The organism is Streptomyces sp. NPDC107575, from assembly GCF_055657265.1.
In genome coordinates this window covers 509,496-524,719 of sequence record NZ_JBVKBG010000003.1, presented here as the reverse complement: position 1 = coordinate 524,719, position 15,224 = coordinate 509,496, and the positions used below count along the sequence as shown (strand labels likewise).

Sequence of the window (15,224 nt, the reverse complement as noted above, 5' to 3'; positions counted from 1 at the left end):
TCCTGTACGGGGTGGGGCGTCCGGGGCGGGAGCGGGGGCGCGTCCCGCCCCGGAGCTGCGTCGGAGGGGTTAGGCGGCCGGGCGGTCGGTCGCGCGGTGGGCGTAGACCTGTTCCATCCATCCGGCCTTGAACTGGGCAAGGTCATCGCGGAAGTTGGCCATCGAGGCACCGTAGGGCGCCACGACGCCGCCGGACTGATCCGGCACGGACTGGCAGCCGTGGACCAGGCGTCCACCGAGGGCGGCGTGGGCCTTGATGGACTCGATGCGGCGGTGCTCGTTGAACCAGCCGCCGTGGTAGACCTCGTCGAGCAGGCCGCCCATGGCGTCGTCCAGGTCGAAGACGACGGAGGTGGCGGCGGGGAAGAACCAGCACGGGCCGACGTTGGAGATGTGCCCGTCCAGTTCGACCTTGTTCAGGGCCATCAGCGTGGCCGCCTCGCGCAGCATCCGCAGGTGCGCGGCGGTGATCTGCGGCAGGCCGAGCGAGGCGAGGTGCTCCTCGCGGAACAGGTACGCGTACACCTCGTGCGCCGTGGTCAGGACGCGTGCCGCGTCCAGGGTGGAGCGGGCGTGCTCCCGGATGAAGTCGAGGGCGAGCTGTTCGACCGCGCTCTCGGTCGTCTCCTCCACCTCCAGGAGCCGGGACTTGACCAGCTCCCAGTCGGCGACGAGCCAGGTGCTGGACTCGAAGCGGAAGAAGTACTCGGCCGGGTCGATGGTGATGCGCCGGCCGTCGACCTGGATGCCGGGCAGCCGGCTCCAGCGCTCGTCGAACGCCTCGGGCAGAACGGCCGTGATGGCCGTGGTGTCGATGGTGGTCACCGTGTCTCCGTCTCTCATCGGCCGGGTTCGGGCACAGGAATGCCCGAACCCGGATCAGGCGTACGGAACTTGGGGCCGCCCGGACCAGGAGGGGAGCCTGGGTCGGTCGGAACCTGGAACCGTTCCGGGCGGCTGTTGATTAGTGAACCCGTCGTCACGCTCAGTGGGTACGGTGAGAGGCGGCGGAAGCGGTATACGCGGTTTACAGCTGCTGATCGGGGGAGGTCGTGCCAGCGCCCAACCAGCCCAACTCACGTCTACGGGACGTGATCTCTGCCAGCGGATGTACCTACGACGCCCTGGCCAAGGACGTGCGCCGGGTCGCCGCCGAGAACGGCGAGATCCTTCAGACCAACAAGTCCGCGATCTCCCACTGGGTCAACGGTGCCCGCGAGCCCAGCGGCCGGATGGGCCAGTACCTGGCCGAGGCACTCTCCCGGCGGCTCGCACGGACCGTCACACTCACCGAGATCGGCCTGCGCGGCCCGACCGAGGCACCGGCTGCTGGCCCTGACCCGGTCGTCACGGCGACGGAGCTGGGGCGCGCCGACGTCGACCGGCGGCACTTCCTGGGGATCGCCGCCTTCACCACCGCCGGGGTCGCGATGCCCCTCGGCTACGACCACGAGGCGACCTCCCGCATGCTCCGCGCCCGCACCGGAGGCGTCCTGGTCGGGGCCGAGGACGTCGCCGTCGTACGCCAGATCACCACCGCGTTCAGCTCCGCCGACGAACGCCTCGGCGGCGGCCACGGCCTGACCACCGTCACCGCCTACCTCGCCGACACCGCCGCCCCCATGCTCCGCGCCCGCTTCCCGGACGAAGCCCTGCGCCAGGCAGCCTTCGGCGCGGTCGCCGAACTCGCCTACCTGGCCGGCTGGAAACACCACGACCTCGGCCAGGAAGGCGCCGCCCAGCGCTACTACCAAGTCGGCTACCAACTCGCCTGCGAAGCCGACCCCAACGGCCACGCCGCCTGGATGATGCGCGCCCTCGCCCACCAGGCCCTCAGCCTCAAACAACCCCACCACTGCGTAGACCTCGTCGAAGGCGCCCTCACCCGCGGACTCGGCCGCGTCGACGGCCAGACCGAAGCCCTCCTCCACATCACCCACGCCCGCGCCTACGCCGCCACCGGCGAGAAGCCCGCCGCGGCCCGCGCCCTACTCGCTGCCGAGGACGCGCTTCTCCGCGAGGACGGCCCGCAGCCCAGCTACTCACGCGTCAGCGGCCCGGCCGCCGGCACAGTCGCCAGCCACACCGCCCGCACCCTCACCGACCTCGCCGACCACCCGGGGACGGAGGTCCAGCACAGGGCAGCACTCACCCGCTGGGACCCGGTCCAGTACAAGCGCGTCCACGCCCTCACCTACGCCGACCTGGGCGACAGCCTCGCCGCCCAGGCCCGCGCCGACGAGGCAATCGCCGCCTGGTCCCAGTCCCTGACCTTGATGGAAGGCATGACGTCGGACCGCACCCGCAAGGCCATCTCGTCCCTGCGCTCGCCCCTCGCGATCTACCAGCGCCGCAAAGTCCCCGGCGCGACCGAACTCGCCCGCCGAGCCCGTGAGGCGCTCGCCTAACATGCCCAACTACCTGGCCGATGAAGGGAACACCGTGGCTGAACCGACGACCGACGCCCGCCCCCAAGCCCTCAAGCCCGCCCTCGAATCCATGACCCTGCTGGTCGCGGCCGTCATCGTCCACGACAAGGCCACCAACCGGATCGTCCTGCTGCAGCGAAGCGAGAACGCCAAGTTCGCCCAGGGCATGTGGGACCTGCCGGTCGGCAAGAGCGAGCCGGGAGAGCCGATCACGCAGACCGCGGTGCGGGAGCTGTACGAGGAAACCGGCCTGGTCGTGAAGCCGGAGGCGCTCAAGGTCGCCCACATCATCCACGGGGCCTGGGGAGTCGAGGCCCCGAACGGCTTCCTCACCGTCGTCTTCACTGCTCATGAGTGGTCCGGGGAGCCGGAGAACCGGGAGCCACGCAAGCATGCTCAGGTGAGTTGGGTGGATGCCGACGCAATTCCGGAAGAGTTCGTCGACACGACCGACAGTGCTTTGCGCCGCTACCTTGAAGGTGGCTCGGAGGTATCGCTCGATGGCTGGCAGTGAGGGGCCGGGGTTCATCGTCCATTGGCCGCAGATGTTCCGCCGGTCTTGTTGGTTGACGAACGATCCCGTCGCCAGATCCGGGACGACTGTGCAGCGTCCCGATGTCGATTCTGCTGCCGGTTGTAGTGGCTCTGATCAACTTGTCGCGCTGACCGAACGTGGTCTGCACTTGGCTCCCCTGATGCTCAGTCGCGTTGGGAGACATAGGAGCGAATCCAACTGCATCGATAGACTCCGGGCGTGGCGAGAAGTTACACGGATCTGACGCTCAAGCTGCTCTTCGGCAGCGCGACCAAATGCGCGTGGCCCGAGTGCCCTCAGCCGCTTGTTCTGTGGGACCGGGGCCGTCCTACCGTGATCGCCGAGATCGCACACATCCGGTCCGAAAAGCTAAATGGCCCCCGGCATGATGCCCAATACAAGGGGGACATCAATGGCTTCGAGAACCTACTGCTGTTCTGCGCCGTCCACCACAAGCCCGTCGACAGACACGACAGTCTCTACGAGACCTCGGAGCTGGAGCAGTGGAAGTCTGCACAGGTAGCCCAGCCGGGACAGCAGGTTGTCTCTGAGGAACTGGTCGAGATTGTCCGGCAGGTCCAGCTTTCGCTCCAGAAGCTCACTGCTGTGGATTTCACGGTCGAACTGCATGGCGGGTTAGGGGTGGAGCGGTCTGGCATCATCCCCGTCCCGCTGAACGGGATAGCCAAGACTACCGTCGATGAGGTCGACGGCGAGACTTACCTCGGGGTACTCGTCGTGAACCGCGGCCTAGTTCCCGTAACGGTAACGGCTGCCGGGGTTGAGGCAGACCTAGGCGCTGGAGAGGAAACCCTGTGCCCCTACCGGTTCCCAGAGGTTCTTCATCTGGGTAGAGGCGTACGCCTCCAGCCCTCGAAACGGCTCGATGAGCACTCACACAGTATGTGGTACACCTCAGCGCCAATCCTGGGCGCAGGAATCAAGGAGATTTGGCGCCGCACAGGCCGTGCAGTGATCCGTATGCGTCCGTTCGCAGGCATCGGGTCAGGGGCAGTAGCCCGAGGTGAGTGGCACCCGGCAGAGGAGGTAATTCAGGCTCTGGTCAGCCAGCGCCGAACACGCGACAACTGACTGGGCGCTTTCGCGTAATGGATGGATAGGGAATCCGCACGCGGACCTCGTCGGCGCTGGTCGAAGCCACGCAGGCAGTCACTCGCTCTGGTCTGGGGAGCTTCGTGCATTGGAGCCTTCGAGTCCTGCGATCCACGGCAGGATAGGTACATGCCTGCGCAGGGTCCGATCGGCAGGCACGAAGCCGCGGGCGAGGTCCCTGGGCGGAGCGTTGTCCAGACGGTGGCACTCTCCGGCGAGAACTTCGGCAAAGGCCAGCAACTTGCGTCGGGCCTGATTCTCAAACAAGTCGGCTGCAGCCTTGGCGCCGCTGCCGATCAGCCGAGTGGTGCTGATCAATTCCTTCTTGGCGGCTAGATCCCCGTGTGCAAGAGCACGCGACAAGCGGTCACGCTCTCCAACTACATGGGCTGCAGCCAGAAAGAGAATCGATGAGGCTGCGATTTCGGCCGGCTCTCCTGCATTGTTCATGGCGTTTGCCAGCAGGGGGAGTGCGGCGAATGGGAGCGGATCGACGCTATCCCATAGAGGTTCCGAGAGCAGGAGTCCGACGCGTGTCCCCGTGTAGTCCACGCATAGTGGCGGCCGGTCCTGTGAGAGTTGCCGCAACTCCCAACTTTCGACACCAGGGTCCGCTAGGGATCCCCTCAGAATTGCCCGGAATGCCTCTCTCAAGTCCTTGATGGAGAGATCGGGAATGTCCAGGCGTACGAGACTGCCATGGCGTCGAATGTCCAGCACCGAGAATCTGGCCTCTCCAGCGGCTTGGAGTATGGTGAGGTCTCGGCTGACGTAGGTTGCCTCCTCCGCACCCCAATTGATCAAGGATGCGTTCTGCGCGTAGGCCACGGCGACTCCGTGCTCGAACCCTTGGCAGATGGTGCGGGCTCGGATGACAGCGTCCAGTACCGCCTGCAGATCAGTCGGCTGGCCGCCTAGAAGAAGCGTGCCGTCGACGGGGTCCCAGCGGAAGTCTTCGTGTGCGTTCGCGTTGCGCCATTCAGAGCGGATCGTGGAAGCCAGCAATTTGCACAGAGGCTGTCCACCCTCGGCCACGAGCAGGCCTCGAATGGTCGAAAGAGAGGCCCCTTGCGGGATCGTCCTGCCCAGTAGTTCCAAGACCACAGTTGCAGTGCGCTTGACGTCGCCTTCCAGCGCAGTCCGATGCATGTCCAAGACCGCACGCGCTTTCTCTTCCTGGTGCTCCGCCCGGTTATAGGCGTCGCGGTAGGCGATCTGTCCACGGTGGGAGGACAGTAACTCCCGTTCTTGACTGACGTGCCGTGCAATCACCGCACACGTAAGTTCTGGTTCCAACTTCAGATGGGACGCAACCAGATCACGCGACAGGAGTGCGGCGCGGTGTGCCTCCAAGGGTCGGTCGGACAGTGCGAGGGCGGCTAGGTGATTGAGCAGTTTCACTGTCAGCGGTATGGAGTCGTCGATCAGATGACTCATGCTCCGGCGTAGCCGACGATCGAGTTTCTTTGGATCCTTCGCCCAGGCAGCCAGCAAACGAGCTCGTACCGCTACACCCGAGCCGTGACCCACTTCCTCGGCCGACAGACCGAGTGTTCGTCGGTATGTGTCCTCGTCAGGAGCGTTGGCCTGATGATGATTCCTGGTTGCAGTCTCCAGAGCCCGCGCAATTGCTTGGGCCGCTTGAGCATGCCTTTGTACCGGAGCCCAGGCGGCCTCTAGCCACCCCTGTTTGAGGCAGGCGAACAGCGCCTGGACCTCGCATTGATTTGCTTGCGCCAGGTCAGCAGCCAATCGTCGCTCAGCCGCGCCGGTACGGGAAGGGCTGAACCGGGATACCTCAGCTGCCACTGAGCTGAGGGCGACAACCGACGTGCCGAGACGCTGCAACAACTCTGGAAGTCGCTTCCCGACCGTCGCGCCGGAGGCGGTCCGCAGGAGCAGGATTTCCATTGCCGTCTCGTCAGTTTCCTGCTGAAGCCTGGGCAGGTCGGCGTCCTTCAGCACGGATTTCCACTGCACGCGGGTCACCGGTATGAAGGCAACATCCTGTTGCTCCGGCGGCTGCACATGCGGTGCCGTTAGCTTCAGACGTCCGATCAGCGCTTGCGTAGCGGCCCGGGATTCTCTTTCAACCGTGCCCAGTTGGTCGGGGAAGACTGTGTCCACCAACACAGAATGTCACCGGTGCCTGGGATGAAGCTCGCCCTTTTCCTTGATGGATCGCAGGCGGCGAGGGCCTACACGGGACGCACGCTACAGAGCAAGGCCGCCACCCTGATGAGAGTGACGGCCTTGCTATTGCTGACGCTACGTCAGTGAATCAACCGAGCGGTGCACACGCGGTGCACAAGAGGGTGGAAATTAAGCGGGAACAACGAGCACTGCTGAGCAGTGTTTTCGCAGGTCAACGCAGGTTTTCGGAACTCCCGCCCAGGTCGCCCGGACCTGATCTTTAGATGTCGAAGTACAGCTCGAACTCGTGCGGGTGCGGGCGCAGCTGGATCGGGGCGATCTCGTTCGTGCGCTTGTAGTCGATCCACGTCTCGATCAGGTCGGACGTGAAGACGCCGCCGGCCTGCAGGTACTCGTTGTCCGCCTCCAGGGCGTCGAGGACCGCGGGCAGGGAGGTCGGGACCTGCTGGACGTTGGCGTGCTCCTCGGGAGCCAGCTCGTACAGGTCCTTGTCGATCGGCTCGGCCGGCTCGATCTTGTTCTTGACGCCGTCGAGGCCCGCCATCAGGAGAGCAGAGAAGGCGAGGTACGGGTTCGAGGACGGGTCCGGCGCGCGGAACTCGACGCGCTTGGCCTTCGGGTTCGAGCCCGTGATCGGGATACGCATGGCCGCGGAGCGGTTGCGCTGCGAGTACACCATGTTGACCGGCGCCTCGAAGCCCGGGACCAGGCGGTGGTACGAGTTCACCGTCGGGTTGGTGAAGGCGAGCAGCGACGGGGCGTGCTTGAGGATGCCGCCGATGTAGTAGCGGGCGGTGTCCGAGAGGCCCGCGTAGCCCTGCTCGTCGTAGAAGAGGGGCTCGCCACCGGACCACAGGGACTGGTGGACGTGCATGCCCGAGCCGTTGTCACCGAAGATCGGCTTCGGCATGAAGGTCGCGGTCTTGCCGTTGCGCCAGGCGACGTTCTTCACGATGTACTTGAAGAGCATCAGGTCGTCGGCCGCGGCGAGCAGCGTGTTGAACTTGTAGTTGATCTCGGCCTGGCCGGCCGTGCCCACCTCGTGGTGCTGGCGCTCGACCTGGAGGCCCTGCTTGTCCAGCTCGAGGGAGATCTCGGCGCGCAGGTCGGCGAAGTGGTCGACCGGCGGGGTCGGGAAGTAGCCGCCCTTGTAGCGGACCTTGTAGCCGCGGTTGTTCTCCTCGGAGCCGGTGTTCCAGGCGCCGGCCTCGGAGTCGATCTCGTAGACCGAGCGGTTCGCGGAGGTCTCGAAGCGCACCGAGTCGAAGACGTAGAACTCGGCCTCGGGGCCGAAGAACGCGGTGTCGGCGATGCCGGTGGAGGCCAGGTAGGCCTCGGCCTTCTTCGCCACGTTGCGCGGGTCACGGGAGTACTGCTCGCCCGTGATCGGGTCGTGGATGAAGAAGTTGACGTTCAGCGTCTTGTCGCGGCGGAAGGGGTCCACACGGGCGGTGGAGAGGTCCGCGCGCAGCGCCATGTCGGACTCGTGGATGGCCTGGAAGCCGCGGATCGACGAGCCGTCGAAGGCCAGCTCCTCCGTGGGGTCGAACGCCGCAGCCGGTACCGTGAAGTGCTGCATCACACCCGGCAGGTCGCAGAAGCGAACGTCGACGAACTTGACGTCCTCGTCCGCGAGAAATTTCTTGGCGTCATCGGCGTTCTGGAACATCCAACTCCTCCTACTCCCACCCAGGGAGGGGCGGGGTTGCAGCTCTTGGCAGCTCGATCGCGCGACCGGTGCGGTGGCACACGCTGGGACCTGACGATATGCAGGCGTGATTTCTCAAGCATGACCCATTTGTTTCGCCCAAGTTAACCGGAGCGGGGGTCAGGGCCGCATCAGGAGAGCGGCGCAGTACCGTTGACGCGTGGACAACAGGGAAGCAATGGGATCGTGGCTGTCCGGGCCTCGTGAGGCCATGGAACAGGCGGGTGCCGACTTCGGCTACCGCGGTGAACAGCTCGGTCTGCCCGAGCACGGACCCGGCTCCATCGCGCGCCCAGGACGCCGCATCGGAGCCCTCGTCGTCGACTGGGCGCTGTGCATGCTGATCGCATACGGCCTGGTCACGCACGGCTACGACCAGGCGACGGGGAACTGGGCGCTGCTCATCTTCTTCGTCCTCAGCGTGCTCACGGTCGGCACCATCGGCTGCACGCCCGGCAAGCGCCTCTTCGGCCTGCGGGTCGTCTCCGAGGCCGGCGGACGCATCGGCTTCGGCCGGGTGCTGGCCCGCTCGGTGCTGCTGTGCGTCGCCGTCCCGGCCCTGATCTGGGACCGCGACGGCCGCGGCCTGCACGACCGGGTCGCGAAGGCGGTCCAGGTCCGCAGCTGACCGTCCGGGACCGGCACCGTAGATTCGAGCACCGCAAAGACGAGTGGCGGGCCGGAACCCTCGGGTTCCGGCCCGCCACATGTGCGTACGGGGAGCGTTAACGGGCGCGGCCGCCGCCGCCCTTGGGCATCTTCATGCCCTTCGGCATCGGACCCTTCGGCAGCGGCATGTTCGACATGAGGTCGCCCATCGCCTTCAGCCGGTCGTTGGTCGCGGTCACCTGGGGGCCGGTAAGCACGCGCGGCAGCTTCAGCATCGTCGTGCGGAGCTTCTTCAGCGGAACCGTTCCCTCGGGGCCCTGGCTCGTGCCGACCACGAAGTCGTGGACCGGGACGTCGGAGACGATGCGGGCCATCTTCTTCTTCTCGGCCGCGAGGAGCGACTTCACCCGGTTCGGGTTGCCCTCCGCGACGAGCACGATGCCGGCCTTGCCGACCGCGCGGTGCACCACGTCCTGGCTTCGGTTCATGGCGACCGCGGGGGTCGTCGTCCAGCCACGTCCGATGTTGTCGAGCACGGCCGCGGCCGCACCGGGCTGTCCCTCCATCTGCCCGAAGGCCGCCTTCTCGGCCCGGCGCCCGAAGATGATCGCCATCGCGAGGAAAGCGAGCAGGAGGCCGAGAATTCCGAGGTAGATCGGGTGACCGATCAAGAAGCCGATCGCGAGGAGGACACCGAAGGTGACGATTCCCACACCCGCGAGTACGAGACCGATCTTGGTGTCGACCCTGCGGGTCATCTTGTAGGTCTGGGCGATCTGCTTGAGCCGCCCGGTGTTAGCAGCGTCCGCTGCAGTTTCCTTCCTCGCCATGTCTTGAAGTCTACGTGGCCGGGGAAGCGGGTAGAACCCGCACCGGTCCCTGGTTCGTCCCTGGTTCGGATCAGCCCCGCAATGCGGCGGCCTCCAGGACGCGCTGTGCCTCGACCCGGTCCTTGGCGCGGCGGCGGTCCTCCAGGACCGAGGTCCAGGCATTGCGGCGGGCGGTGCGCTGGCCGCCGCTCATGAGCAGCGACTCCACGGCGCGCAGTGCGTCGGTGACGGTCGGGATGGCGGTGGCGCGGACGGGCGCGGCCTGCATGGTTGAGGTCCCCCCTCGAAGGGTGATCACGGCTGTGGCACGGGGTGTACGGGGCGTGATTCCAGAGTCACTGATTGGTGTTACCAGGGCGTGACCGGACGGTCAAACACCAATGAAGCCCTGACGCTCGCGCCGCAAACACAGACGCGGCCCTGACGGTGCCCCCCAACTGCGGGGATCGTCAGGACCGCGTCTTACCGGCCACTACCGATCAGTAGCCTCTTGTGCGTGAATTCACACGGCCTGCGAGGCGGTGAAGGAGCCCCGCTTCTCCTTGGCCATCTGGAAGAGCCGGCCGGCGCGGTACGAGGAGCGGACCAGCGGGCCCGACATGACGCCGGAGAAACCGATCTGCTCGGCCTCGTCCTTCAGCTCCACGAACTCCTGCGGCTTGACCCAGCGCTCCACGGGGTGGTGCCGCACGGAGGGGCGCAGGTACTGCGTGATGGTGACCAGCTCGCAGCCCGCCTCGTGCAGCTGCTTGAGCGCGTCGCTGATCTCCTCGCGGGTCTCGCCCATGCCGAGGATCAGGTTCGACTTGGTGACCAGGCCGAAGTCGCGGGCCTCGGTGATGACCTTCAGTGAACGCTCGTAGCGGAAGCCCGGGCGGATCCGCTTGAAGATCCGCGGGACCGTCTCGACGTTGTGCGCGAAGACCTCGGGGCGGGAGGAGAAGACCTCGGCCAGCTGGTCCGGGTTCGCGTTGAAGTCGGGGGCGAGCAGCTCGACCTTGGTGCGGCCGTCCGCGCGGTTGGTGGTCTGGCGGTGGATCTGGCGGACCGTCTCCGCGTACAGCCAGGCGCCGCCGTCCTCCAGGTCGTCGCGTGCGACGCCGGTGATCGTGGCGTAGTTCAGGTCCATCGTGACGACGGACTCTCCGACGCGGCGCGGCTCGTCACGGTCGAGCGGCTCGGGCTTGCCGGTGTCGATCTGACAGAAGTCGCAGCGCCGGGTGCACTGGTCACCGCCGATGAGGAAGGTGGCCTCGCGGTCCTCCCAGCACTCGTAGATGTTGGGACAGCCCGCTTCCTGGCAGACCGTGTGCAGCCCTTCGCTCTTCACGAGGTTCTGCATCTTCGTGTATTCGGGACCCATTTTCGCCCGGGTCTTGATCCACTCGGGCTTGCGCTCGATGGGGGTCTGAGCGTTACGGACCTCCAGGCGCAGCATCTTGCGTCCGTCGGGTGCGACTGCGGACACGACCGGCTCCCTAAAGCTTTGATTCCTCGGCGTACATCAGGGTACGCCCGTGATGTTCGTGGCCCTCACGGGTGGCCAACCGGTGGCCTGCGGGGTGCATTCCCCGAATGGGCTAGACGGAGGCCTTCTCGACCGTGCGCGGCTTGAGGTCCGCGTTCCCCAGGACGTCCTGCAGATGCCTCTCGGCGATCGGCAGCACCTCGTCCATCGTGACCTCGCGGCCGAGCTCGTACGAGAGGGAGGTCACGCCCGCGTCGCGGATGCCGCAGGGGATGATCTTGTCGAAGTTGGAGGTGTCCGGGTTCACGTTCAGCGCGAAGCCGTGCATCGTGACGCCCTTGGCGACGCGGATGCCCATGGCGCAGATCTTGCGGTCCTCGTGCCGCTGGCCCGCGTTCGAGGGCGCGTACTCGGGGCCGACGAGGCGGTGGTCGAACTCCTCGTCCTCGCTGCTGAGCCGGGGGTTGAAGTCGAGGGACAGACCGCCCAGGTTCGTACGCTGCTCAATGGGGTCGCCGAGCACCCATACCCCGGCCCGGCCCTCCACGCGCGCGGCCGCGATGCCGAACTCGGCGCAGACCGCGATCATCGCGTCCTCCAGGCGGCGCAGATGCGCGACCACGTCCACGGGGCGCGGGAGCTTCTGGATCGGGTAGCCGACGAGCTGGCCGGGGCCGTGCCAGGTGATCTTGCCGCCGCGGTCCACGTCGATGACCGGGGTGCCGTCCAGCGGGCGCTCCTCGGGAGCGGTGCGACGGCCGGCCGTGTAGACGGGCGGGTGCTCCAGGAGCAGACAGGTGTCGGGCACCTCGTCGGCGAAGCGAGCGGCGTGCACACGGCGCTGCTCGTCCCAGGCCACCTGGTAATCGACCATGTCCGCACCGAAACCCATGCGGACGAACCGGAACTCACTCACGGCAAGTGCCTCCCTAAGAACCTTCACCGTGCATATAACGCGCCCGGAGCAACTGTACGGCTCCCGGATGACGGCCCCGCCGTCCACCCCTCGCGCGGTTTGTCACACGATCGGATGAAGGAGGGGTTTGGCTGGGCTGATTGGGGGACGCCGTGTGCGCTCCGTGATAATTTCAGCGCCGTCCGTGAGCGGGAGCCGGTCACGGAGCACGCCGTTCCATGAGGGAGCAGCGACTAAAGGGGGGCACTCGATGGCCCCCCTTTACCGCTTCCAAGGGCCCGGAAGGCAAACGCACAGCATGACGGAACGACCTCCGCAGCGCACCCCGAACCGCCAGCTCTCCGCGCTCATCGCGGAGGCCGGGTTCTCCAACGCGGGGCTCGCGCGCCGCGTGGACCAGCTCGGGCTCGAGCACGGGCTCGACCTGCGGTACGACAAGACATCCGTGACCCGGTGGCTGCGCGGGCAGCAGCCCAGAGGAACGACACCGGCGCTCATCGCCGAGGTGTTCACACGCCGCCTCGGCCGCCGCCTCTCCGCGCAGGACCTCGGGCTCGACGCGTGTGCGCCCGTGTACGCGGGCCTGGAGTTCGCGGCGTCGCCCGAGGAGGCCGTCGACATCGTCAGCGGCCTGTGGCGCAAGGACTCCGGCAGCCACGCCGAGCTGCGGAAGATCGCGTTCACCCCGGCCGGGCTCGTCGTGCCCAGCCGCGACTGGCTGATCGGCCGGGCCGACGACCGGGTGGCCCACGGCGAGCAGATGCCGCGGGTGCCGGTGCAGGGACGGCCCGTCGCGGTGCCCGGGGCGGCGGGCGGCGCCGTGCCGCGCCAGCGCGGGCAGACCGAGCGCGGGCCGGGGCACCGGGTGACGAGCGGGGACATCGCGGCACTGCGCTCGGTGGGCGAACTGTTCCGCGCGCTCGACCACGCGTACGGGGGCGGGCACGCGCGGCAGGCGCTCGTGCGGTACCTGGAGCACGAGGCCGAGCCGATGCTGCGTGGGGCGTACGGGGAGCAGCACGGGCGGCGCCTGTTCTGCGCGGTCGCCGATCTGACCCGGCTCGCGGGCTGGACCTCGTACGACATCGCGGCACACGGGCTCGCCCAGCGGTACTTCGTGCAGGCGCTGCGGCTCTCGCAGGCCGCGGGGGACCGGATGTACGGCTCGTACGTGCTGGTCACCATGAGCCGGCAGGCCGTCTACCTCGGGCACGGGCGGGAGGCGGTGCAGCTCGCGCGCGTCGCGCAGCAGGGAGTCGGGGCCTCGGCGCCGCCCTCGGTGCAGGCGCTGCTGCACGCCGTGGAGGCGCGCGGGCACGGGGTGCTCGGTGAGGTGCGGGCGTGCACGGCGTCGCTGGTGCGGGCCGAGCGGGCGCTCGGGGCGGTGCGGCCGGGGGACGAGGTGCCGCCGTGGGCGCGGTTCTTCGACGAGGCGCAGTTGGCGGACGAGTTCGGGCACTGCCACCGGGACCTGCAGCAGTACCGGGCCGCGGCGCAGCACGCGGAGCGGTCGCTGCAGCTGCGGGCGCCGGGGTTCGCGCGCAGCCGGCTGTTCTGCCGGGTGGTGCTGGCGTCGGCGCGGCTCGGGCTCGGGGAGCTGGACTCGGCGTGCGCGCTGGGGGCGGAGGCGGCGTCGGCGGCGGCGGACATGCGGTCGGTGCGGGCGCATGAGTATGTGCGGGAGTTCGAGCGGCGGCTTGAGCCGTATCGCGATGCGGGGCCCGTCCGGGGGTATCGGGAGAGGGTTGCGGCGTTGGGGTGAGGTTGGGGCCGGGGTCGGCGCCTGTTGTTGTCGATGCGCGGCGCCGGGGTTCGGGGGTTGGCCGGGGTGGCGCCTGTTCGGGGTGTGTGGGCGGGGCCGTGCTTTTCCGGCTGGGGCGGGCCTCGGTCGACTTCTGTTCTGGGTCGGCTTGGGTGTGGGGGTGCCGGGGTCGGTGCCTGTTCGGAACGTGTTCGCGGGGCCGTGCCTTTCTGGCTGCGCCGAGGCTGGCCCGATTCCCGTCCACGGTCCCCTGGGGTGAGGGGGCCGGGGCGGCGCCTGCGGTGCTGGTTCGCGGGGGCGTCCCTTGTCCGGCTGCGCCGGGCCTGGCCCACCTCCCACCCACCCGCCCCCTCCGGGGGCTTCGGCCCCCCCGGCGGGTGGGGGTTTGCCTTGCGGCACCGTGGGGCTGGGACGTGTCGCGCGGCCGGGGTCGGGGGTGTGTGGTGACGGTTCCGGGTCTTCGTCGGGGCGGTGACTGTGCGGTCTCGGGGTGCTGAGGTTGGTGCCTGCGGTGCTGGTGCGCCGCGCCGTTCCTTCTCCGGCGGAGCCGGGCTTCGCTCATCTCCCTCCCTCCCGCCCCCTTCGGGGGCTTCGGCCCCGCGGGGTGGGGTGGCTGTTGCGCGGTGTCGGGGTTGGGGTGTGCTGGGGGCCGGCGCTTGTGGTGACGGTTGCGCCGCGTCGGCTCCAGGTCTTCGTCGGGGCGGCGCGGCCCCTGGGGATCGGGGCTCGTGCCTATGGCCCTGGTGCGCGGCGCCGTCCCTTCTCCGGCTGCGCCGGGCTTCGCTCATCTCCCTCTCGCCCGCTACTTCCGGGGGCTTCGGCACTCCGGGGTGCGTTGCCAGTTGCGCGGCGTCGGAACGGGGCTGCCTTGACCACGGTGGGCGGTGGAGTGCCCAAGGCGTTGGCGGGGGTGGCCCGCAGGGCGGCGCCTCAAGTGTTCGACCCGGCGCGGGTCGTGAGGCCGGCCCGGGGGCTCTTGGCCGGAGCCCCCGGAGGGGGCGGGTGGGTGGGAGGTGGGCGGGAAACCCGTGTTGCGCGGGTGGGCGGGCGTCAGTCGGAAGACCGTTTCCCGTGGGAGCCGCGTCACGCGGGTGGTGGCAACTGGCGGGTGCCGCGTCCGGCGGGGCGGCCGCAACCCGCTGGTGCCGAGCCCATCGGGGGGCGTAGTCGGCAGGCGCCGCATCAGACGGGTGCCGGGCCCTGCGGGGTGGTGGTAGCCGGCGGTGCCGTGCCAGGCGGGGTGGTCGTAACCGGCAGGTGGCGTACCACGTGAGGGCTGAGCCATGCCGGGGCGTAATCGGAGGTGTCGCGTCAGGCGGGGTCGGCTTCCCGGTGGGGGATCGCGAGTGTGGGGTGTGAGTCCGGAGGTGAAGGCAGTCTCAGGCCCCGTCCTGGAGTGAGGCCGCGGAGCCGTGATCGTCGCCGGCCGGGGGCGGAGGCGGAGGGAGTCGCATGTCCCCGTTCCGGGCGGAGGACGGTGCGGGTCGGTCCCTGGCAGGGGTGGTGTGCCTGCCCGGGGTGGGGTCACGGACGCGTGATCGTCGCCCCCGGAGGTGGAGGGAGTCCAGGCCCCCGTCCCAGGCGGAGGACGGTGCGGGTCGGCCCCTGGCAGGGGTGGTGTGCCTGCCCGGGGTGGGGTCACGGACGCGTGATCGTCGCCCCCGGAGGTGGAGGGAGTCCAGGCCCCCGTCCCAGGCGGA

The 15,224-nt window shown here is 68.3% G+C and carries 12 protein-coding genes; 5 read left to right on the top strand and 7 right to left on the bottom strand.

Translation table 11 applies throughout. From position 1 onward, the window contains the following. Positions 1–69: 69 nt before the first annotated feature. On the bottom strand, positions 70–825 hold the full coding sequence (locus tag ACZ7L4_RS15610; RefSeq protein WP_472102783.1) for a hypothetical protein: 756 nt from the start codon (positions 823–825) through the stop codon (positions 70–72). A 227-nt stretch (positions 826–1,052) separates the two neighbouring features. Here ACZ7L4_RS15610 and ACZ7L4_RS15605 point away from each other — a divergent pair, with 227 nt between their 5' ends. From ACZ7L4_RS15605 to ACZ7L4_RS15595, 3 genes are all read left to right on the top strand, one after another. Continuing rightward, positions 1,053–2,408 carry a tetratricopeptide repeat protein gene (locus ACZ7L4_RS15605; RefSeq protein WP_472102781.1) on the top strand — a complete coding sequence of 452 codons (1,356 nt, stop codon included), beginning with the start codon at positions 1,053–1,055 and terminating at the stop codon, positions 2,406–2,408. Between the two features lies 1 nt (position 2,409). After that, positions 2,410–2,943 (top strand): NUDIX domain-containing protein, encoded by a 534-nt coding sequence (locus ACZ7L4_RS15600; protein ID WP_472102779.1) that lies wholly within the window; start codon positions 2,410–2,412, stop codon positions 2,941–2,943. A 354-nt stretch (positions 2,944–3,297) separates the two neighbouring features. Beyond that, positions 3,298–4,056 (top strand): hypothetical protein, encoded by a 759-nt coding sequence (locus tag ACZ7L4_RS15595; RefSeq protein WP_472102777.1) that lies wholly within the window; start codon positions 3,298–3,300, stop codon positions 4,054–4,056. 78 nt (positions 4,057–4,134) lie between these two features. On the opposite strand, the gene ACZ7L4_RS15590 is transcribed toward ACZ7L4_RS15595, so the two are convergent. Continuing rightward, positions 4,135–6,204, bottom strand: coding sequence for a hypothetical protein (locus ACZ7L4_RS15590; protein ID WP_472102775.1), 2,070 nt, complete (start codon positions 6,202–6,204; stop codon positions 4,135–4,137). A gap of 286 nt (positions 6,205–6,490) precedes the next feature. After that, complete coding sequence (gene glnA / locus ACZ7L4_RS15585) at positions 6,491–7,900, bottom strand: type I glutamate--ammonia ligase (RefSeq protein ID WP_472102773.1); 1,410 nt, start codon at positions 7,898–7,900, stop codon at positions 6,491–6,493. A gap of 199 nt (positions 7,901–8,099) precedes the next feature. On the opposite strand from glnA, the gene ACZ7L4_RS15580 reads away from it, so the two are divergent. Further along, positions 8,100–8,567 carry an RDD family protein gene (locus tag ACZ7L4_RS15580; protein ID WP_472102771.1) on the top strand — a complete coding sequence of 156 codons (468 nt, stop codon included), beginning with the start codon at positions 8,100–8,102 and terminating at the stop codon, positions 8,565–8,567. Positions 8,568–8,664: 97 nt separating this feature from the next. On the opposite strand, the gene ACZ7L4_RS15575 is transcribed toward ACZ7L4_RS15580, so the two are convergent. The 4 genes from ACZ7L4_RS15575 to lipB form a co-directional block, all read right to left on the bottom strand. Further along, entirely contained in the window at positions 8,665–9,378 is a 714-nt protein-coding gene (locus tag ACZ7L4_RS15575; RefSeq protein WP_266720370.1) for a DUF4191 domain-containing protein, read from the bottom strand. Between the two features lie 70 nt (positions 9,379–9,448). Then, on the bottom strand, positions 9,449–9,646 hold the full coding sequence (locus tag ACZ7L4_RS15570; protein ID WP_472102769.1) for an SCO2195 family GlnR-regulated protein: 198 nt from the start codon (positions 9,644–9,646) through the stop codon (positions 9,449–9,451). A gap of 234 nt (positions 9,647–9,880) precedes the next feature. Further along, on the bottom strand, positions 9,881–10,846 hold the full coding sequence (gene lipA, locus ACZ7L4_RS15565; RefSeq protein ID WP_450817821.1) for a lipoyl synthase: 966 nt from the start codon (positions 10,844–10,846) through the stop codon (positions 9,881–9,883). Positions 10,847–10,958: 112 nt separating this feature from the next. Beyond that, positions 10,959–11,762: a lipoyl(octanoyl) transferase LipB gene (gene lipB, locus ACZ7L4_RS15560; RefSeq protein ID WP_472102767.1), complete on the bottom strand. Its 804-nt coding sequence runs from the start codon at positions 11,760–11,762 to the stop codon at positions 10,959–10,961. A gap of 298 nt (positions 11,763–12,060) precedes the next feature. Here lipB and ACZ7L4_RS15555 point away from each other — a divergent pair, with 298 nt between their 5' ends. Continuing rightward, positions 12,061–13,524, top strand: a complete 1,464-nt coding sequence (locus ACZ7L4_RS15555) for a regulator (protein WP_472102765.1) — start codon at positions 12,061–12,063, stop codon at positions 13,522–13,524. Positions 13,525–15,224 lie beyond the last annotated feature (1,700 nt).